17 protein-coding genes are annotated in these 19797 nt (G+C 55.7%); 11 read left to right on the forward strand and 6 right to left on the reverse strand.

Annotation, left to right across the window (positions count from 1 at the left end):
• Window positions 1-154 precede the first annotated feature (154 nt).
• From dnaA to gyrB, 4 genes are all read left to right on the forward strand, one after another.
• Entirely contained in the window at window positions 155-1648 is a 1494-nt protein-coding gene (gene dnaA, locus CSC3H3_RS00005) for a chromosomal replication initiator protein DnaA (protein WP_215907535.1), read from the forward strand.
• 360 nt (window positions 1649-2008) lie between these two features.
• Window positions 2009-3127 (forward strand): DNA polymerase III subunit beta, encoded by a 1119-nt coding sequence (gene dnaN, locus CSC3H3_RS00010; RefSeq protein WP_101267606.1) that lies wholly within the window; start codon window positions 2009-2011, stop codon window positions 3125-3127.
• A 62-nt stretch (window positions 3128-3189) separates the two neighbouring features.
• The gene (recF, locus tag CSC3H3_RS00015; RefSeq protein ID WP_101282894.1) at window positions 3190-4347 is read left to right on the forward strand and encodes a DNA replication/repair protein RecF; all 1158 of its coding nucleotides are present in this window, start codon (window positions 3190-3192) and stop codon (window positions 4345-4347) included.
• Window positions 4348-4373: 26 nt separating this feature from the next.
• Window positions 4374-6833, forward strand: coding sequence for a DNA topoisomerase (ATP-hydrolyzing) subunit B (gene gyrB / locus CSC3H3_RS00020; RefSeq protein WP_101282896.1), 2460 nt, complete (start codon window positions 4374-4376; stop codon window positions 6831-6833).
• A gap of 64 nt (window positions 6834-6897) precedes the next feature.
• Here gyrB and CSC3H3_RS00025 read toward each other — a convergent pair whose 3' ends face one another.
• Both CSC3H3_RS00025 and CSC3H3_RS00030 read right to left on the reverse strand, forming a co-directional pair.
• Window positions 6898-8562, reverse strand: a complete 1665-nt coding sequence (locus CSC3H3_RS00025; protein WP_101282898.1) for a thiamine pyrophosphate-binding protein — start codon at window positions 8560-8562, stop codon at window positions 6898-6900.
• Between the two features lie 59 nt (window positions 8563-8621).
• Entirely contained in the window at window positions 8622-9356 is a 735-nt protein-coding gene (locus CSC3H3_RS00030; protein ID WP_157831774.1) for a FadR/GntR family transcriptional regulator, read from the reverse strand.
• Between the two features lie 199 nt (window positions 9357-9555).
• Between CSC3H3_RS00030 and CSC3H3_RS00035 the strand changes: the two genes are divergently transcribed.
• The 5 genes from CSC3H3_RS00035 (at window position 9556) to CSC3H3_RS00055 (ending at window position 13789) form a co-directional block, all read left to right on the forward strand.
• A complete protein-coding gene (locus CSC3H3_RS00035; protein ID WP_101282902.1) occupies window positions 9556-10467 on the forward strand; it encodes an NAD(P)-dependent oxidoreductase in 912 nt (303 codons plus the stop codon).
• A gap of 89 nt (window positions 10468-10556) precedes the next feature.
• Window positions 10557-11549, forward strand: a complete 993-nt coding sequence (locus CSC3H3_RS00040; protein ID WP_215907536.1) for a TRAP transporter substrate-binding protein — start codon at window positions 10557-10559, stop codon at window positions 11547-11549.
• 100 nt (window positions 11550-11649) lie between these two features.
• Window positions 11650-12942, forward strand: a complete 1293-nt coding sequence (locus CSC3H3_RS00045; protein ID WP_101267590.1) for a TRAP transporter large permease — start codon at window positions 11650-11652, stop codon at window positions 12940-12942.
• Window positions 12939-13442, forward strand: a complete 504-nt coding sequence (locus tag CSC3H3_RS00050) for a TRAP transporter small permease (RefSeq protein WP_101267588.1) — start codon at window positions 12939-12941, stop codon at window positions 13440-13442. The genes CSC3H3_RS00045 and CSC3H3_RS00050 overlap by 4 nt, the downstream gene beginning before the upstream one ends.
• A 26-nt stretch (window positions 13443-13468) precedes the next feature.
• Window positions 13469-13789 (forward strand): NIPSNAP family protein, encoded by a 321-nt coding sequence (locus CSC3H3_RS00055; protein WP_101267584.1) that lies wholly within the window; start codon window positions 13469-13471, stop codon window positions 13787-13789.
• Between the two features lie 140 nt (window positions 13790-13929).
• Here the strand turns inward: CSC3H3_RS00055 and CSC3H3_RS00060 are convergent, their stop codons facing one another.
• Window positions 13930-14688, reverse strand: coding sequence for an SDR family oxidoreductase (locus CSC3H3_RS00060; RefSeq protein ID WP_101282904.1), 759 nt, complete (start codon window positions 14686-14688; stop codon window positions 13930-13932).
• A 92-nt stretch (window positions 14689-14780) separates the two neighbouring features.
• Entirely contained in the window at window positions 14781-15584 is an 804-nt protein-coding gene (locus CSC3H3_RS00065) for an SDR family NAD(P)-dependent oxidoreductase (protein ID WP_101282906.1), read from the reverse strand.
• 188 nt (window positions 15585-15772) lie between these two features.
• On the opposite strand from CSC3H3_RS00065, the gene CSC3H3_RS00070 reads away from it, so the two are divergent.
• Window positions 15773-16729 (forward strand): GlxA family transcriptional regulator, encoded by a 957-nt coding sequence (locus tag CSC3H3_RS00070; protein ID WP_101282908.1) that lies wholly within the window; start codon window positions 15773-15775, stop codon window positions 16727-16729.
• 120 nt (window positions 16730-16849) lie between these two features.
• Here CSC3H3_RS00070 and CSC3H3_RS00075 read toward each other — a convergent pair whose 3' ends face one another.
• Window positions 16850-18040: an arabinose transporter gene (locus tag CSC3H3_RS00075; RefSeq protein WP_245881209.1), complete on the reverse strand. Its 1191-nt coding sequence runs from the start codon at window positions 18038-18040 to the stop codon at window positions 16850-16852.
• A 273-nt stretch (window positions 18041-18313) separates the two neighbouring features.
• Window positions 18314-18988: an O-methyltransferase gene (locus tag CSC3H3_RS00080; protein WP_215907537.1), complete on the reverse strand. Its 675-nt coding sequence runs from the start codon at window positions 18986-18988 to the stop codon at window positions 18314-18316.
• Window positions 18989-19081: 93 nt separating this feature from the next.
• Between CSC3H3_RS00080 and CSC3H3_RS00085 the strand changes: the two genes are divergently transcribed.
• The gene (locus CSC3H3_RS00085) at window positions 19082-19726 is read left to right on the forward strand and encodes a TetR/AcrR family transcriptional regulator (RefSeq protein ID WP_101282912.1); all 645 of its coding nucleotides are present in this window, start codon (window positions 19082-19084) and stop codon (window positions 19724-19726) included.
• The last annotated feature ends 71 nt before the right edge of the window (window positions 19727-19797 follow it).

Raw genomic sequence — 19797 nt, forward strand, 5'->3', positions numbered from 1 at the left:
TTGTCTTGTCACCGGGTCACGGTGCCGGGTTTTAGGTTAACAGCGGGGAAAGGTCTTGAAAGTGCAGCATGCCGTAAGGGGAGCGCAGTTTGATGCCGGGAACTCTGATGAGGGAACGCCCGGACGCCAGCAGGCAGCACTCGAAGATCATGTAATGACGACCTGGAAGATTGTTCGCGAAAAACTGCGCAGTGAATTTGGCGCAACGGCATATCGTTACTGGCTGGATCCGGTTGCCTTGATTACGGTCGAGGCGGGGGTTGCCCGTCTGGGTGCGCCCAACCGTGCCATGCGTGACTGGGTGTCACAGCATTACCTGGACCGTATCCAGGCCTTTTGGCATGCCGAAGATCCCAATGTTCATTTTGTTGAAGTGGTGGTTGCTGCCCCGGATTCCGCATCCGACTCCGGCGCTGGTTCTGCCGCGCGGCCGGCGGTTTCTGCCGGGGGGAATCATACCCCTTCCTATAATGAACCGGCCAAACAGAACCCGCGTTACACCGCCGATAATTACGATGCACCGGGCAGCCGCAAGGCGCCGTGCCATCCTGCCCCGGTTTCAACCGGGTTTCAGACGGCTTCTGCTGCCGGGCGGGGTGCCATTGGCAGCATGTCTGATGATGGTATCAGTGCGGCACTTGATCCGCGTTACACATTCGATAATTTCGTCATCGGCAAGCCGAACGAATTTGCATATGCCGCTGCCCGCCGTTTGGCCGAGGCCGAGTCTGTCCCGTTTAATCCGCTGTTTTTGTATGGTGGCGTTGGTTTGGGTAAAACCCACCTGATGCACGCCATTGCTTGGCATATCCGCCGGACCCAGCCGCACCGCACGGTGATCTATCTGTCGGCTGAAAAGTTCATGTACCGGTTTATCCGGGCGCTGCGCGATAAAAACACCGTCGATTTCAAAGACCAGTTCCGTTCGGTCGATGTGCTGATGGTCGATGACGTGCAGTTCATTTCCGGCAAGGATTCCACCCAGGAAGAATTCTTCCACACCTTCAATGCGCTGGTGGATCAGGGGCGGCAGATCATTGTTTCGGCGGATAAATCACCGTCTGACCTTGAAGATATCGAAGAACGCCTGCGGTCGCGCCTTGGTTCGGGCCTGGTGGCGGATATCCATGCCACCACCTATGAACTGCGTCTGGGCATTCTCGAATCCAAGGCCGAGCGCCAGCGTGTTGAGCTGCCGCAGCGGGTGATGGAATTTCTGGCCCACAAGATCACGGCGAACGTTCGTGAACTTGAAGGGGCGCTGAACCGTGTGATCGCGCATTCTCAGCTTGTTGGTCGCGAGATTGGCCTGGAAATGGTGCAGGACGTTTTGCACGATGTGCTGCGCGCATCCGAACGCCGTGTGACCATCGAGGAAATTCAGAAACGCGTTGCCGAGCATTTCAACATCAAGGTTTCGGACATGCATTCGGCCCGCCGGGCCCGTGCAGTTGCCCGTCCGCGCCAGGTGGCAATGTATCTGTCCAAGCAGCTGACCACCCATTCACTGCCGGAAATCGGCCGTAAATTTGGCGGGCGTGACCACACCACCGTCATGCATGCGGTGCGCAAGGTGGAAGAACTGCATAAAACCGATCCGTCCCTGTCCGAGGATATCGATCTGCTGCGCCGTATGCTCGAAAGCTGAGGCATCATCGGCCATGTGAATTCCCAAAACGGCGATTGCCCCGCACCGGGTTGGTCGCCGTTTTCATTTGTGCCATTGCCGATGGATTTTTGTCGCCCTGACAGGTGCCAATGGCCGGGTGTGTGGTGCAAAAACAGTGATTTTGGCGCTGAAAACCGCAGAAAACCGGGGCTGTGATTTCGGGGCAATTTTAATGGCTCGACTCCGTTCATTCGCTTGGTTTTTTGCGCTAAAAATCCTTCGGTTTTGGGGCTGCCATGTTATAATGCGGCCAACCCAGCCAAAAGGGGTGGGGGTAAGTCGAAAAAATGAATAAAAATCAATTCATTATATAACTGCAGACAGACGGATAGGACGGGCATGAAGCTGACCATCGAACGCGCGGCTCTGTTAAAATCTCTCACACATGTTCAAAGTGTGGTCGAACGGCGCAACACCATTCCGATTCTGTCCAATATCCTGCTGCGGGCCGAAGAAAATACCCTGTCGCTCACCGCAACCGATATGGACCTGGAAGTCATCGAAACCACCACGGCGGAAGTTTCCGAAGCCGGTGCAACGACGACGCCTGCGCATACGCTCTATGAAATCGTGCGTAAACTGCCTGAAGGCTCCCAGGTGCAGATCGTGCTGGAACCTGGTGCAGGCCGCCTGACCCTGTCGGCTGGCCGTTCAAAATTTAACCTCGCGGTTCTGCCGGTTGATGATTTCCCGGTCATGTCGGGTGGTGACCTTCCGGTCAGCTTTGGTCTGGCAGCAGCAGAATTGCGCGGCCTGATCGACCGTGCCGAATTTGCCATTTCCACGGAAGAAACCCGTTATTACCTGAACGGTATTTACTTCCATGCGGCTGATGCCGAAGGCACCAAGATTTTGCGCGCGGTTGCCACCGATGGCCACCGTCTGGCCCGCATCGAAGCCCCGCTGCCCGATGGCGCGGAAAACATGCCGGGCGTGATTGTGCCGCGCAAAACCGTTGGTGAATTGCGCAAGCTGATCGATGAAACCGGCGAAGCCGTTGATATCGCCATGTCGGATACCAAAATCCGCTTTGGTTTTGGCAAGGCCGTTCTGACCTCCAAGCTGATCGACGGCACCTTCCCGGATTACGAACGAGTTATTCCGGCGGGCAATGACAAAAGCCTGGATCTGGAATGCAAGCCGTTTGCCGATGCGGTTGACCGTGTTTCGGCCATTTCGATTGAAAAGTCCCGTGCGGTCAAAGTTGTCATTTCCGGCAATACCCTGACCCTGTCGGCTTCCAGCCCGGAACATGGAACGGCATCTGAAGAACTCGAAATCAATTACGATTCGGATGATATCGAAATCGGTTTCAACTCCCGCTACCTTCTCGACATTGCCAAGCAGGTCAAGGGCGATACCCTTAATCTTCTGATGTCTGATGGCCAGTCGCCGACCATTCTGCGCGATACCGATGATCTGTCGGCATTGTATGTCCTGATGCCAATGCGCGTCTGACCCGCGATTTCCTTGTTGTGGCTTTCCTTGCCCATAATCATGACATGCAAGACGGTGCGATGATGAGCAACCGTCTTGCAGTTTCCCGTCTCGACCTTGGCGATTTTCGCTGTTACGACCGGCTGCGCCTTGATATCGAAGCCGGACCGGTGGTTTTGACCGGGCCAAACGGGGCCGGGAAAACCAACCTTCTGGAGGCGGTATCGTTGTTGGCGCCGGGAACCGGGTTGCGGCGGGCGAAACTGGGGGAAATCAGCCGTAATGTACCGGCCACCGATGATGGCACCCTGCGGGCTTGGGCGGTTAGTGCGCAGCTTGATACCCCCGATGGGCAATATCAGGTTGGATCGGGGCTGGACCCGCTGGCGTTGCGCCAGGGACGTGAACGCCGTGCCGTCAAGATTGATGGCGAAGCCCAGCGCGGGCAGGCGGCCCTTGGCCGGGTTTGTGCAGCGGTTTGGTTGACACCGCAAATGGACCGCCTGTTTTTGGATGGGCCATCGGCGCGCCGGCGTTTTCTGGATCGGCTGGTGTACGGGCTAGACCCGGAACATAGCAGCCGTGTCGCTGCCTTCGAGCATGGCCTGCGCAGCCGCGCCAAGCTTTTGAAGGCGGGCAAGGCCGATGATAAATGGTTAAACGCCATCGAGGATTCGATGGTACGCCACGGCATTGCCGTTGTGGTCGCCCGGGCCGATTTGCTCGAACGTCTGGTACGGGCCGGGACAATGGCAGTCGGGGCATTTCCGGCGGCGCGTCTGGCGCTGGCGGGGGACCTTGAAAACTGGCTGGAAAAATTTCCGGCCATCGAGGTCGAAGACCGCATGCGGGCCGCCCTTCGCGACGGGCGGGAACGCGATGCGCTGTATGGAGGTGCCGCCGTTGGACCGCAAAGAAGCGATCTGATGGTATGGCACGAAGCGAAAAATCAGCCCGCGGCGCAATGCTCGACGGGTGAACAAAAGGCGCTGCTGTTATCCATCGTGATGGCAAATACGCGCCTGCAAAGCCGGGCCCGGGGTGCGGGACCGCTTTTGCTGCTGGATGAAGTGGTTGCCCATCTCGATGCCGAAAGGCGGGCCGACCTCTTTGACGAAATCGTGGCGCTTGGCGTTCAGGCCTGGATGACAGGTACGGACCGGGCGCTTTTTAATGGTCTGATCGGGCGTGCGCAGTTTTTCAGGGTCGAAGAGGCCCGCGTAAGCCCCGATGAGATCTGATCTGTGACTGCCGAGGTTGTGACGCTATGACCAACGAAACAGAAGCCCCGATTGCTGCCGGAGTAAACCCGGAGGAATACGGTGCCGAATCCATTAAGGTCCTGAGAGGCCTGGAAGCGGTGCGCAAGCGGCCGGGGATGTATATCGGTGATACCGATGACGGAACCGGTCTGCATCACATGATCTATGAGGTGGTCGATAACGCCATCGACGAAGCGCTGGCCGGTCATTGTGACACGGTGCTGGTGCAGCTTAATGGTGATGGTTCGGCAACGATCCGCGACAATGGCCGTGGCATTCCGACCGATATCCACAAGGAAGAAGGCGTTTCCGCCGCCGAGGTCATCATGACCCAGCTTCATGCTGGCGGCAAATTCGACCAGAATTCCTATAAGGTTTCCGGTGGTCTGCACGGCGTGGGCATTTCGGTGGTGAACGCCCTGTCAACCTTGCTGAAATTGCGCATCTGGCGCAACGGCAAGGAACATTACATGGAATTTTCCGGTGGCGATGCTGTCAAACCGCTTGAAGTTATTGGCGATGCCCCGATTACCGAAAGTGGCAAGCCTCTGACCGGTACGGAAGTGACCTTCTATCCCGATGGCGAGATTTTCACCAAAACCGAATTCAGCCTGTCAACACTCGAACATCGTTTGCGCGAACTGGCATTTTTGAATTCCGGCGTAATCCTGACCCTGCGTGATGAGCGCAGCAGTGACCCGGTGGATACCAAACTGCATTATGAAGGCGGTATCCGCGCGTTTGTCGAATACCTGGACCGTTCCAAAACCCGCCAGATCGAAGAGCCGATCACTATTGAAGGCGAAAAAGACGGCATCACCGTTGAAGTCGCCCTGCAATGGAATGACAGCTACCACGAAACCACGCTGTGCTTTACCAACAACATTCCTCAGCGTGATGGCGGGACTCACATGGCCGGTTTCCGTGCCGCGCTGACCCGTCAGATTAACAATTACGCCCAGGAAAGCGGTATCGCCAAAAAGGAAAAGGTTGCCCTTTCCGGCGATGATGCGCGTGAAGGCCTGACCTGCGTTATTTCTGTTAAGGTGCCTGATCCCAAATTCTCGTCCCAGACCAAGGACAAGCTGGTATCGTCGGAAGTGCGCCCGGTTGTGGAAAATGTCGTTAATGACAAGCTTTCACAATGGCTGGAAGAACATCCGCAGGATGCCCGCAAGATTGTCAGCAAGGTTGTCGAAGCGGCAACCGCCCGCGAAGCGGCCCGTAAGGCCCGCGAACTGACCCGCCGTAAAGGTGCGCTCGATATTTCGTCCCTTCCTGGTAAACTTGCCGACTGCCAGGAACGCGATGCGTCCAAAGCCGAACTGTTCATCGTGGAAGGTGACTCCGCAGGTGGGTCGGCAAAGCAGGGCCGAGAACGCGGTTTCCAGGCAATTTTGCCGCTGCGTGGTAAGATCCTGAACGTCGAACGTGCCCGTTTTGATAAAATGCTTTCCAGCCAGGAAATCGGCACGCTGATTACCGCCCTGGGTACGGGCATTGGCCGTGATGATTTTAATATCGATAAAATCCGTTATCACAAAATCATCATCATGACGGACGCCGACGTCGACGGTGCGCATATTCGTACGCTGCTGTTGACCTTCTTCTACCGTCAGATGCCCGAGCTGATCGAACGTGGCTATCTTTACATTGCCCAGCCGCCGCTTTATCGCGCGAAACGTGGTAATTCTGTCCAGTATCTCAAGGGTGACCGCGAGATGGAACAGTATCTGACCGCACAGGGCACCGAAGATGCCGTGCTGACCCTTGCCAATGGCACGCAATATGCGGGTGCGGACCTTATTCGTATTGTCGAAATGGCGCGCAAGGCGAAATCACTGCTTGAACCGCTGTCGCTTAAGCTGCCGATTTCGGTTCTGGAACAGGCCGTGCTGGCTGGTGCCTTGAACCCGGCACTGCTTGATGACAATCAGAAGCGCCTTGAAGCCGCCCAGACCCTGGCGACCCACCTTGATACCCTTGCCGAAGATTTTGATCGTGGCTGGCAGGGCGAGGCACCGCTGGACCAGTTGATGGTCTGGCGTATGCTGCGCGGTGTTGAAGAACGTTACGTGATTGATGCCCATATCCTGCGCTCGGCCGAAAGCCGTGCTTTGGCCGGCCTGATTGGCGATCTGCGCGAAATTTTCGAGGAAGGGTCGGAATTTGGCGCCAAGGACAAGGTCTGGAAAATCCATGGCCCGGTCGATCTGGTCAATGCGGTGATGGAATATGGCCGTCGTGGCATTGCCGTTCAGCGTTATAAAGGTCTGGGTGAAATGAACCCCGATCAGCTTTGGGAAACCACGCTGGACCCGAATGTCCGTTCGCTTCTGCAGGTGAAAGTCGAACATGCCGACGAGGCCGAAGAGGTCTTTTCGACGCTGATGGGCGACATTGTCGAACCCCGTCGCGACTTCATCCAGACCAACGCCCTTAAGGTTGCCAATCTCGACGTTTGATCGGGAATTTACGACCAGAAAACAAAACCCGGGATCATTGCTGGTCCCGGGTTTTTTGTTGGCGTTATTTGGCGCTGGCGCGAATCTCGCTTAGGGAATTACGCGGTGTCAGGTCTTCGGGATCGGTAATAATTTCAATGATGCCCGATTTACCCGATGCCCTGATGGTTTCAAAGGCATCGGCGAACTGGCCGGTTTCCTCGACCCCGGCGACTTCCAGGCCATAGGCCTTTGCCAGTGCGACAAAATCGGGGTTGGCAATGTCGGTGCCGCTGACGCGATAGGGATAATTCTTTTCCTGATGCATACGGATGGTTCCGTAAATGCCGTTATTACACAGCATCACAATCACCCGCGCACCAAACTGCTGGGCTGTTGCCAGTTCCTGCAATGTCATTTGAAAACAGCCATCACCGGCAAAACAGATGCTTAGCCGGTCCGGGTGGCGCAGGCTGGCGGCGATGGCAGCAGGCAGGCCATATCCCATGGTGCCCGATGTTGGTGCGACCTGGGTTCGGAATTTACGGTGTTTGTAAAACCGGTGCACCCAAACGGTGTAGTTGCCCGCGCCATTGGTCAGAATCGCATCATCGGGCAGGGTATTGTTTAGATGATCCATGATCAGGGCCAGGTTGACCGGGCCATGCGATGCCGGATTTGGCGTTGACCATTTCAGGTAATCTTCGCGCGCCGATGCTGTCCAGGGTGCCCATTTTACGCCATCGGTTGGTGCAACCAAGCCGGCCATTGCCGCCAGCATGTTTTTCATGCCCGAACAAATACCCAGTTCCGGGGCATAAACCCGGCCGATTTCTTCGGGGTCGGGGTGAATGTGGATCAGTTTTTGGGCGCTGACGGGTACTTCAAGCAGGGTATAGCCCGATGTCGTGCAATCCCCCATGCGCGCACCAAGCACCAGGATCACGTCGGCCTGGCGAATACGTTTGGCAAGGTCCGGGTTAATGCCAAGTCCTGCATCGCCAATATAATTGGCATGTAAGGCCGAAAGGCGGTCCTGGCTGCGGAAGCTACAGGCGACGGGCAGGTTCCATTCGCTGCTGAATTTGGCAAGGTCGGCGCAGGCGGCTTCGTCCCATGTTTCACCACCGGCAATGATCAGGGGTGTATTGGCCTTGGCAAGAAGGGTGGCTAGTTTGTCAAGTTCCGCCGGGGCCGGGGCGGCCTGCACGGCAGTTGTGCAGGCAGGAAGTTTGGCATCGTCAATAACATCGCGCAGCATGTCTTCGGGCAGGCCCAGAACAACCGGGCCGGGGCGGCCCGATGTCGCAACCTGAAAGGCGCGGGTTAGCAGCTCCGGGATGCGCGCGGCATCATTGATGACGGCGGTCCATTTGGTTTGGGTGCCGAAAATTGCTTTAAGGTCAAATTCCTGAAAAGCCTCGCGTTCGGTATCGTCGCGGCCGATCAGCCCCACCAGCATGATCAGCGGTGTTGAATCCTGATAGGCGACATGAATGCCAGCATAGGCATTTGAGGCACCGGGACCACGGGTTACCAGTACAATGCCGGGGCGCCCGGTCAATTTGCCATCGGCATCCGCCATGAAGGCCGCCGAACCTTCGTGCTTGGCGGTGATAAATTCGATTTCGGGTCTATCGACGATGGCATCCAGAACAGCGAGAAAACTTTCGCCTGGTACGCCGAAAATTCGGTCTGCGCCCTGTTGAATCAAGACGTCAGTTATCAGTTGACCTCCCGTGCGTTGCATCGGTGCCTCCTCCGGATTTTGTCATTTTTGCGTGATGGGTGCGGGTCTACCGCACGGCTTTACGTGTCGGCCAGATCGGCACGGTCCGCCAATCGTTGTGCCGCATAGGTGTAATGGTGGCGAACTGCCTGTGATGCCGCGTCTTCGTTCTGATCGCGAATCGCCTCAAGAACGGCTTTGTGTTCGGTCAGAACATCTGCATTCCATTCGGTAACGCGGGCGTTTTTGATCGCGACCGATCGCAATTCCATATCAATCCGGGCATCAAGCATTGAAAGGAATTCAAGAATATACTGGTTGCCCGATGCTTCTGCGATCCGGCGATAAAATGTGCGTTCCGCCAGCACATGCTTTTCCGCGCTGTCATCGCCCAGGCGAAGGGAGCTTTCCATATCGCGGTATGCCTGCTCCATGAAATCGATATCTTCCTGGCTGCGGGCACGTGCGGCAAGGCTTGCGGCCTCGGACGTGATGCCGGTGCGCAATTGCAGAATTTCCAGCAGTTTTTGGCGTTTTTCAAAGCAGGCGGGGCTGATGCGAAAGGCGCTTCTGGCACTTGGTTCCGCGACAAAGGCGCCAACACCCTGGCGGGAATCGACCAGGCCATCGTGTTTCAGGCGCGAAACGGCTTCGCGGATGACGGTTCTGGCAACGCCGAAGCTTTCGGCCAGGTTTTGTTCGGTTGGAAGCTGTTCACCGGCAGCCAGATCACCCTCGAGGATCATGCGCGAGAGTTTCTGCGAAATATCGTCTGTCAGGCTGGGCCGCCTGTTTAGTCGAGTGAAAGAATCCACGAGCCAAATGCCTTTTTGCCAATAACCGCCCAACACACCGGTTGGACCTTACCTTTCCGGTTTATGTAAGCCGGGGCCATCTTTTGTCAACAGAAAAACAGGTTGTCAGACAACAAGGGGACATGTTATGTGGACAAATTATGAAATCACACCACGCCAAAAACCAATAATGGCGGGGACATAAACAGAGGAGGACAACGTGGCGTTTGAAAAAACCGTGGGTTTTGTCGGTTTGGGGGGAATGGGCAGTGGCCTGGTCAAGAACATGCTGCTTAAGGGCGTTAGTGTTCAGGTCCTGGATCTTGACGCCGAAAAAGTAAAGCTGGCCGAAAGCCGGGGTGCCAAAGTGGCCGCGTCGGTTTCGGACATGGCAAAAAGCTGCGATGTGCTGGCATTTTGCATTGGCCGCGCTGAAGATGTTCAAAAGCTGACGATTGATGCCGAAAGTGGCTGCCTTGCCAATATGCGCCCGGGTCAGGTCATTCTGGATCACACTACCACCAGCCCCGACCATGTTGATTTGATGAGTGCGGCCTGCGCAAAGGCGGGTATTCGTTATTGCGAAGCCCCGATGACCCGCACACCGATGCATGCCGATCAGGGATGCGTGAATGTGTTGTATGGTGGGGATTCGGACCTGCTTGAAGACCTGCGCCCGCTATTTGATACCTATGCCGAAAACATTTTTCATGTCGGCCCCAGCGGCCATGCCATCCGCCTGAAGCTGATCCATAACTTCATTGCTTTTGCCAATGTCGCCTCGTTCTGCGAGGGCTTTGCCCTGGCGGCGAAGGAAGGCCTGGATATGACCAAGGTCATCGACATCATTTCGGCCGCCGGTGGCAAAAGCGGCATGATGGACCTTTATGGCCGTAAAACCCTTGAACGCGACTTTACCCCGCATATGGCCCTGGAATGGGCCGAAAAGGACGTTGGCTATTATGTGCGCTGGCTGGAAAAGGCCGGTTTGCCAGGCTTTCTGGCCGGGTCGGTTCACCAGACATATGCGCTGGCATCAATCATGGGACATGGCAGCGAAGGCTGTACGGCCGTGATCAAGGCTTATGAAAAGCTTTCGGGCGTCGAAGCCGCATTTCCCAAAAATTCCTGAAGCAGTTGCTGTTTCTTTGGGCCGCATTTTTGCGGCCCCAAAAACACAAAGCGCGCAAAGCGCATTCACATTCCAATGGAGGAAACATCTTGAAAAATCAAAAACTGGGCAAGGCCGTATTGTCGGTCCTTGCAACCGTTCTGTCTGTCACAACGTTACATAGCGTACAGGCAGCAACCGAATTGCGTTTGGCGCATTTTGCCGCAGAAGACCACCCGGCGCAGATTGCGGCACTACAGTTCAAAAAGAATGTTGAAGCCCGCACAAACGGTGAAGTTGTTGTTGAACTTTATCCCGCAAACGAACTGGGAAGCCCGCCCGAACAGCTTGAACAGACCGTTCTTGGCGTGGTTGACATGAACCTGCCGACCCAGGGCGCGCTTGATAAATATGTCAAAGCCTTCGCCACCGTGATGACCCCGTTTGCGTTCAAATCCTATGACGAAGCCCATCAGGTTCTTGATGGTCCGTTCATGGATTGGGTCGCCCCCCAACTTGAAGAAAAAGGGCTGGTGATGCTGTCAAACTGGGAATATGGCTTCCGTAACGTGACCAATTCGGTCCGTCCGATCAATTCACCGGAAGACATGGCCGGTCTGAAGCTGCGCACCCCGCCAGAAGTCCAGATCGTTGCTTCCCTTGAGGCACTTGGCGCGCAAACCACACAGATCGCCTTTCCCGAACTGCCCGGCGCACTGACGGCCGGTGTTGTTGATGGTCAGGAAAACCCGATCAGCGTGATTTACCACAACAAACTTTATGAATTGCAGCACAACCTCGCGCTGACGCATCACGTTTACAATTCGATGGTGCATGTCATCAACAAGGACAAATGGGATTCGCTAAGTGCGGATGAACAGAAAATTGTCCGCGAGGAAAGTGTCTCTGCGGGCAACCTGATGCGCAAGCTGGTGCAGGACGAAGAAGCATCTGACCTGGCCAAGATCAAGGCGGCGGGTGTTGAAGTAACCGAACCGGACCTTGCGCAATTCAAGGCCAAGATGGGCCCGGCATATGAGCGGGTGAAAGCCTATGCCGGCGAAGAAAACATGAAAACCTTCATGAGCTTTCTCGGGAAGTAATCATCGGCCCGGCCTGTTGGGGTCGGGCCGACACCTTGGCGAAGAGGTTGGATATGCCTCTTCGCATTTCCGCTCCCATCTTTTCTGAAAGTCCGAGACCATGCTCTCCCTGTTTGTGCTTCTCGCACTTGTTGGATTGATCGTTTTTGGCGTTCCCATTGCTGTTGCGCTCGCGGTTACGGCAGTTGGCACCTATCTGGCGCTTGGCGAAACATCAATTCTGACCATGTTGCCGCAGCGCATGTATTCGGCCACGACATCCTTTACGCTGCTGGCCATTCCGTTTTTTATTCTGGCCGGAAACCTGATGAATACCGGTGGTGTGACCGAACGTATTTTCCGGTTCGCTGCCGCCCTTGTCGGGCATATTCGTGGGGGGTTGGGCCAGGTTAACGTATTTGCCAGCCTGATTTTTTCGGGAATGTCGGGTGCGGCTGTTGCCGATGCGGCCGGCCTTGGCCAGGTCGAATTCAAATCCATGCGCGATCGTGGCTATGACGAACGCTTTTCCGCGGCCATTACGGCGGCATCCTCGACCATTGGTCCGGTTTTTCCGCCCAGTATTCCCTTTGTGATTTTCGCCAGTTTGACGGGCACATCGGTTGTGCGGCTGTTTCTGGCTGGTGTTGTGCCCGGTGTCCTGATGGCGATTGCCCTGATGGTGGCGGTTTATGTGGTGGCATTAATTCGCAAATTCCCGCGTGAAATGCGCGCCAGCTACCGCGAAATCTGGCAATCCTTCAAGGGCGCGTTTCTACCACTTGGCACGCCCTTCATTATCATTGCCGGTATTTTAAGTGGCCTTTTCACCCCGACCGAAGCCGGTGTAACCGCCAGTTTTTATGCGGCCTTTCTGGGGCTGTTTGTTTATCGCGAAATTACTGTGCAGGATTTGCCCCGTATTTTGTGGGATACGCTGCTTCATACCGTGCGCGTGCTGTTTGTCATTGCTGCTGCCGGGTTTTTTGGCTGGCTTCTGATCCATCAGCGTGTGCCCAATACCGTGATCAATCTGCTGCTGTCGCTATCAGACAGCCCGGCGGTGATCATGTCGATTATCGTGCTGGTTTTGCTGGTGCTGGGCATGTTCCTTGAAGGTATTGCCGTTCTGGTCATTACCGTTCCGATCTTTATGCCGATCATGCAGACCTTGGGTGTCGACCCCATCCAGTTTGGCGTGATCATGATCATGTGTTCGATGGTCGGGCTGCTGACCCCGCCGGTCGGGATGGTGCTGTTTGCTGTTTCAAGCGTTACCAATGTGGCGATTGCCCCGCTTGTCAAAGAACTTTGGCCCTATCTGATCGGGATCATGGTTGTGCTGTTGCTGGTTGTTTGTGTGCCCGCAGTATCAACCTGGTTGCCCTCCCTGGTGATGGGGGGCGGGCAATGATGCAAACCCTTCATTCAATTGACCGTATTGTTGGCTTTATCCTGCGTACCGTTGCCATTACCTGCCTTGTGATCCTGATGTTCATTCTGGGCGGTAACGTTATTGCCCGGTTTACCAACTGGTTCTCGCTGGGGTGGTATGACGAGATCATCCAGCTCAGCTTTGCCTGGATGGTGTTTTTTGGGGCAGCCGAATTGTGGCGGGAAAACCAGCATTTCCGCATCGACTGGCTGTTCTACACATTGCCGCGCGCCAAGCGGCGTGTTCACACCTTTATCGTCGCCCTCTTCAACATCCTGTTTCTGTCCTTCCTGATGTATGAGGGGACATATCTTGCGCAGAAAAGCTCGGCATTGACGCCGATTCTGGGGCTGCCTGTCGCCCTGCTTTACAGCTGCGTTCCAATCAGTGCCGCGATCATGCTGGTCTATGCCATTGCCGATCTGTTCCGGCATTCGCCTCGCCATGCCGACGAGGTTCACGTCATCGACGATCTTTGATCTTTCAAACCAAAGGGATTTTCACAATGATTTACGATCATCGCACCTATACGTGCCGTCCGGGCACCATCGCCAAGCACCTGAAACTGTATGAAGACAGCGGCTGGCAGATTCAGAAAAAACATCTGGGTGATCCGGCTGTTTATGCTGCCACCGAAACCGGCGATGTGAATTCATATATTCATATCTGGGTTTACGAAAGTGCGGCTGACCGCGCCGCAAAACGCGCCAACCTCAAGGCCGATCCCGAATGGCAGGAATATCTGAAAAAATCGGCAGATGCGGGTTATCTGATCAGCCAGGTCAATAAAATCCTGACACCGACTGGCTTCTTCCAGAAGCTTTAAGCGATTACCGCGATCAAGGTTCCCGGCATGTTCAAAGCCGGTATTACCGCAAAAACAAAACATAACGGCACCCCGACTGGTTTGGGGTGCCGTTATGCTGTTTGGGGGATGTTGTGATCAATGGCTGGTCAGCCGGTCATTCATACCGGCAGGGGGTTATCGGCAAGGGACGCGTTAAAACCATCAATCAGGGCATGTTCATTCGCGCCGGGATTTTCGCGAAATGGCTTTGCCCCTTCGACAACGATTTCAGGTGCGTCACCAGCCAGGCCCTGCATGGTTTCGGTGATGAAGGCATCAAGCGGCATGGCGCGGGGATCGTCGCTTTTTTTGATCAGATCGGTATTGACCCAGGGCGGGGCAATTTCATGCACGGTGACCGAACTTCCCTGTAACAGGAAACGCTGCGACAGCGTATAGGAATGCAGGGCAGCCTTCGATGCCGAATAAACTGCCGTAATGGCCAGCGGTACATAGGCCAGAACGGATGTATTATTGATGATGGTGGCACGCGGCTGCTGTTTTAAATGGTTGATCAGCGCCGATGTCATGCGGATCGGCCCTAACAGGTTGGTGACCAGGATCTGCTGGCTGACTGCGTCATCGACCACGCCTGCGGCATCGTCAAAGGGCATGATGCCGGCATTATTGATCAAAACATTAAGTTTCGGGAAATCGGCAATCAGTTGAGTCGCTGCATTTTCAATGCTTTGCGGGTCGGTAATGTCCAGTTCAATGCTGGCCATACCGGGATTGGCGGCTGTGACTTCGTCTAACAGGGCCTTGCGGCGCCCGGCAATAATCACCTGGTTGCCCAGTTTGTGAAAGGCTTCGGCAAGGCCGCGACCAATGCCCGAAGTCCCCCCGGTGATAAAGATGGTGTTATCTGTCATCTGCATGGAAATGTTCCTTAATGGTGCCAGCCGGTTTTTGGCCGGCAGCAGGGATGTGATGTATCCGGATTGTGATAAAGGGGGTGTTGTGCCCGCGATCAGTTGGCGGGCAGATAGCGCGCGCCGGGGGTTGAATGGGCAAATTGCTGCGATAATGCGCGCCGTGATGCCTCGTAACTGTTCCAGGCGTCACCATCATGCAGCGGCGGAATGGTGACTGTTTCACCCAGGTCAAAACCGGCAAGGGCGGCATCAACCATGATGTCGGAATGCATCACCATGCTTTCGGGCAGGTTGGAATGGTGCATGCCGGAAATTTCCCAGAATTCGGTGGCGGTGGCACCGGGTAACACGGCCTGAACCCGCAAACCTTTGTTGGCCAGTTCATGATGCAGGGATTGGGTCAATGCCAGGACATAAGCTTTGCTGGCGCCGTAAACGCCGTTCAAAATTTCCGGCCCGATGGCAACGATCGAGGCGATATTGATGATATTGCCCTGTCCACGTTCGACAAAGGCCGGGGCGGCGGCATAGGTCAAACGGGTTAATGCCGTGACATTTAACGTGATCATGTCTTCCATTTTGTCGATATCGGCCTGCAAAAGCGGGGCGACCGAACCAAAACCGGCATTATTGACCAGGGTTGTAATTGAACTGTCGGTGCGCAGAATATTTTCCACACGGGCAAGGTCATCTTTGTTGCCAAGATCGGCGACCACGACATGAACGTAACGGCCGGTTTCCGCCGTGATTTTTTTGGCAACATCATCAAGGCGCGCCTTGTTGCGGGCGACAAGAATAAGGTCATGGCCGCGACGTGCCAGGCGGTCGGCGTAAATTGCGCCAATGCCGCTTGATGCGCCAGTAATCAGGGCTGTGCCTCTGGGGGATGAATTCGTCATGGTTATGTCCTTCAAAATGCGGTTGTTTTCCGGCGCTGGCCGGTTTGCCTGATGAAGGAACGATAGGGCAAAGATGTTGTGTCTTGAATGTCATATAGACGTCATTTAAGGACATTTCTTGACTTATTTTATAAATATCCGACAATTTAAGACGTTTCATGGATCGCAATGCCAGAAGGGCCGGTCAGATGCTTAGTGTTGGTTTTATTCTTCATCCCGCTTTTTCCCCGATGGGCCTTGCCGCGTTAACGGCCTTTGATATTGCCAATACCCATGCAGGCGCGGTGCTTTATGATGTGAAGCTGCTTTCGGCGCGGGGTGGGCCGGTGCGTGGCTCCATGGGTTTTTCGATTGAGACCGAAACGCTGTCTGACCGCTATTTCGACCTGCTGATCATTGGCGGTTCCATGGGGGAAACCGGCGATGAGGTGGTCGAATTTGTGCGCGATGCACCACGCTTTTGCCGCCGGATCGCATCGATCTGTACCGGGGCCTTTGTGTTGGCGGCGGCCGGGCTGCTTGATGGGCGACGGGCCACCACGCATTGGGCCTATGCCCGCGAGATGGAACAGAAATACCCCAAAATAAAGGTCGAGGAAGACCGTATCTTCATTAAAGACGGCCCGGTTTGGACATCGGCGGGCATGACTGCGGGCATTGATCTGGCCCTGGCCTTTATCGAAGAAGATTTTGGCTCTGATATTGCCCGCACCGTTGCCCGCAAGCTGGTGGTTTATCACCGGCGTACTGGCGGTCAGACCCAGTTTTCCACACTTCTGGAACTTGAACCGAAATCCGACCGGATTCAAAAAGTGCTGACCTATGCCCGCCGCAACCTGACCAACCGGCTGGATGTGGATGAACTGGCGGGCATCGCCAGCCTGAGCCCCCGCCAGTTCAGCCGGGCGTTTCGCACGGAAACCGGGCAGTCGCCTGCCCGGGCGATTGAAAACCTGCGCCTGGAAGTCGCGCGCGGCATGATGGAAGATACCAACCATTCCATTGATAGCGTCGCCCTGCAAACCGGTTTTGCCGACCGGGACCGAATGCGCCGTGCCTTTTTACGCGCCTATGGGCAACCACCCCAAACCATTCGCCGGGCGACACGGGCAGCGATGGGGGAACCCGACCATATCGATGCCTGATTAAGGGAAAAGGGGTTTAATTAAAGGGAAAAGGCCGGATCGCCAAATGGGCGGCCCGGCCTTTTCGTTTGGGTGCAACAGGCAGGTTTGCGCTGTTGCGGGTGTTTTTGTTTAGAGGTGTCAGGCAATTGCCTGTTGCCGGGCAACGCGGTGGGCCTTGAAGGCAACCCACAACCCCAGCGTTGCGGCCAGACCACCAATCAGAAATACCGGGGCATAACCGGAACGATCCGCGATCAGGCCAACAACCGGGCCGGTTGCGCCATAGGCAAGGTCCTGAAAGGCGGCAAACCCGCCAACCGCCGTGCCGCGCAAATGCGGCGGCACCAGTTTGACCACCTCGGACCCCATGGCGGGAAACACCATGGAACAGCCAATGCCGGTAAGAAGCGCGCCCAGCAGGGCCAGTTCCGGCGTGGGGGCAAGCCACAAAAGGTACTGGCCGATGGCCTCAACCCCAAGGGATGCCATGGCAACGGGGGTGCCGCCAATCCGGTCGGGCAGATGGCCACAAAACAGGCGCATCAAGACAAACCCACTGCCAAAAAATGTCAGCCCCAGCCCGGCATAGGGCCAGCCAAGGCTGATGAAATATAGCGAGAAGAAAGCACCCAGCGCAGCAAAGCCAATGCCCTGCAGGCCAACCGTGGCACCGGGGCGCCAGATGCGGCCAATAATTTTCCAGAACGATTCGCGTTTGCCAGGATGCGGGGCAACTGCAGGCAGCCAGTTGACCATCAAAATACCCAGCAGTGGCAACAGGGTGCAAACGCCCATCAACCCGGTAAAACCAATACGGTCCAGAAGAAGCAGCCCCAGCGGGCCACCTGCCGCAAACGACCCGTAAATCCCCATGCCGACCAGTGCAATCACCCGCCCGGAACGATGATGTCCCATAAGGCCAATGGCCCAGTTGATCATGCCGACCATGGCAAGGCTTTCACCCAGCCCCAGCAGCAAACGGCCAATGATCAGAATGCCATAAGCAGCAAAAGCAGGGATTTGCCCCAAACCGGAAATCACACCGACAATGCCGGCAACCGCATAAATAACCAGCCCGCGCTGCATACAGATTTTACCGCCCAGCCGGTCCGAACTGGCACCGGCACGACCGCGGGTTAAAATGGTTGAAAGAAAGGCAATACCCACGGCAAGCCCGCCATAGGTGTTATTCATGCCAAGCCCGTTCAGCACGTGGATAGGCACGGCCGGCAGCGACATGGCAACAGAAAGATAGGATAAAAAAAGTGCGCCGGTCAGGGCCAGAACATGGCGATAGGCCTGATCGGGACGGGTTTCGGTATTGGTCACAAAACACTCCATTCTTTAAAAAACAAGGTGCCACCAGCCTTGATCGCAGCCCGATTGCATGGGGCGTTGGTCGCAGCACAGTGGCAGGAGCGTTGATTGACGTTAACGCTTACGGCCAGGGCGCAGACAGTTGCGCCATGGCAGGGGGGGGGGGACGGGGAACGCTTGGCGCGGTTTATTATTACGAACCGTGCCGGTTAAAATGATCGGGACGGGGCTTGTGCAGGGCGGAGGCGAAACCGTGATCCCTGCCAGTGCCGGCCATCCCCGCGATCAGCCAAGCCTTACGGAAAGCTCGACATCTTCGTCGAAAGGCAGCGACATATAGCCCTGTGCGGGGGAACGCACGATTTCAAGGTAATCCGGGCAATAATCGACATTATCGGCGAAAATTAGGGCACCCGGTGCCAGGTGTTTTTCCACCAGCGCCAGGATCTCGGAGTAAATGGCCTTGGCCCCATCAAGCAGCAACAGGTCAATGGATTCCGGCAATTCGTCAGCCAGGGTTTGCAGTGCATCACCCTGGCGGATTTCAACCAGGTCAAGCAGGCCTGCTTCGGCAAGATTGTCGCGTGCACGGACCAGTTTGGATGGTTCAAATTCTGTCGTCAGCAGGTGTCCGCCGCCATTATCGCGCAGCGCCGATGCCAGATGGATGGTTGAAATGCCAAAGGATGTGCCAAATTCAACAATCGTTTTTGCCCCTGAACTACGTGCCAGCATGTAAAGCAGGATGCCGGTCTGGCGCGAAACGGGCAGTGCCAGGTTTTTAAGCTGGCCGTATAAATCCAGATATTCGGTTTTGCTGCGCATCAGGCGTTCGCGTTCGTCCGTTCCCATCGTCGCAACGGCCGGGTCCGCCGATGGACGGGCATCTGCCGCTTCGGCAAACAGCCTGTCTAACAGCGGCGCAACGGGTGCGCTGGTCAGGGTGTTTATCGTCGTCATTCATTTCTCCGGTTTGTTCGGGCGCGGTTTTGCGCTAGAAATAAAAATACGACGGATTATTCACATTTCATATTCGCATTGGCAGACCCACCTATGAGCAAACCCGAAAAAGCCCGGATTTCCTTGCGTAAGCAGCCCCAGCAGGCTCGATCAGCCGACCTTGTTGCCACCATTCTGGAGGCGGCTACTCAGGTTTTGGCGCAGGAGGGCGCGCAGCGTTTTACAACCGCACGGGTTGCTGAAAAGGCCGGTGTCAGCATCGGGTCGCTTTATCAGTATTTTCCCAACAAGGCGGCAATCCTGTTTCGCCTGCAAAGTGACGAGTGGCAGCAAACCCATGGCCTGTTGCTTGATATCCTGAAAGATACCGGCCAGGCACCCTTGGCGCGGTTGCGTGCGCTGGTGCATGCCTTTGTCATTTCCGAATGCGAGGAAGCCGACATGCGCGTGGCACTAAGCGATGCCGCACCGCTTTACCGCGATGCCCCCGAAGCACACGAGGCGCGCGCCAAGGGAAGCCGGGCGATGATGGAATTTCTGGCCGAAATCCTGCCTGATTGCCCGGTAAAAACCCGTGAACTGGCAAGTGGCCTGATTTCAACAACACTCAGTTCGGTGGGGAAAAGCTTTTCGGAAACACCGCGCAGTGTGGATGAAATTCAAACCTATGCCGATGCCCTTGCCGATATGCTGTGCGGCTATGTTGCAAGCCTTGCCATTCGCGTTGAATGGGATTGATCCCGTAAAACGCGAAGATACGCACCAATACGCAGGGTTGGCCGGAAGAATGGCGGGGCGGAAACGGTTTT

The sequence above is a fragment of the Thalassospira marina genome (genome assembly GCF_002844375.1).
In the GTDB taxonomy this organism is placed as follows: Bacteria; Pseudomonadota; Alphaproteobacteria; order Rhodospirillales; family Thalassospiraceae; genus Thalassospira; species Thalassospira marina.

Coding starts and splice junctions, on each gene's coding strand:
- CSC3H3_RS00060 (WP_101282904.1), bottom strand. CDS start 14,688: ATGCAGATGACAGATAACACCATCTTTATCACCGGGGGGACTTCGGGC.
- CSC3H3_RS00085 (WP_101282912.1), top strand. CDS start 19,082: ATGAGCAAACCCGAAAAAGCCCGGATTTCCTTGCGTAAGCAGCCCCAG.
- CSC3H3_RS00055 (WP_101267584.1), top strand. CDS start 13,469: ATGATTTACGATCATCGCACCTATACGTGCCGTCCGGGCACCATCGCC.
- CSC3H3_RS00050 (WP_101267588.1), top strand. CDS start 12,939: ATGATGCAAACCCTTCATTCAATTGACCGTATTGTTGGCTTTATCCTG.
- dnaA (WP_215907535.1), top strand. CDS start 155: ATGACGACCTGGAAGATTGTTCGCGAAAAACTGCGCAGTGAATTTGGC.
- dnaN (WP_101267606.1), top strand. CDS start 2,009: ATGAAGCTGACCATCGAACGCGCGGCTCTGTTAAAATCTCTCACACAT.
- CSC3H3_RS00070 (WP_101282908.1), top strand. CDS start 15,773: ATGCTTAGTGTTGGTTTTATTCTTCATCCCGCTTTTTCCCCGATGGGC.
- recF (WP_101282894.1), top strand. CDS start 3,190: ATGAGCAACCGTCTTGCAGTTTCCCGTCTCGACCTTGGCGATTTTCGC.
- gyrB (WP_101282896.1), top strand. CDS start 4,374: ATGACCAACGAAACAGAAGCCCCGATTGCTGCCGGAGTAAACCCGGAG.
- CSC3H3_RS00080 (WP_215907537.1), bottom strand. CDS start 18,988: ATGACGACGATAAACACCCTGACCAGCGCACCCGTTGCGCCGCTGTTA.
- CSC3H3_RS00025 (WP_101282898.1), bottom strand. CDS start 8,562: ATGCAACGCACGGGAGGTCAACTGATAACTGACGTCTTGATTCAACAG.
- CSC3H3_RS00045 (WP_101267590.1), top strand. CDS start 11,650: ATGCTCTCCCTGTTTGTGCTTCTCGCACTTGTTGGATTGATCGTTTTT.
- CSC3H3_RS00065 (WP_101282906.1), bottom strand. CDS start 15,584: ATGACGAATTCATCCCCCAGAGGCACAGCCCTGATTACTGGCGCATCA.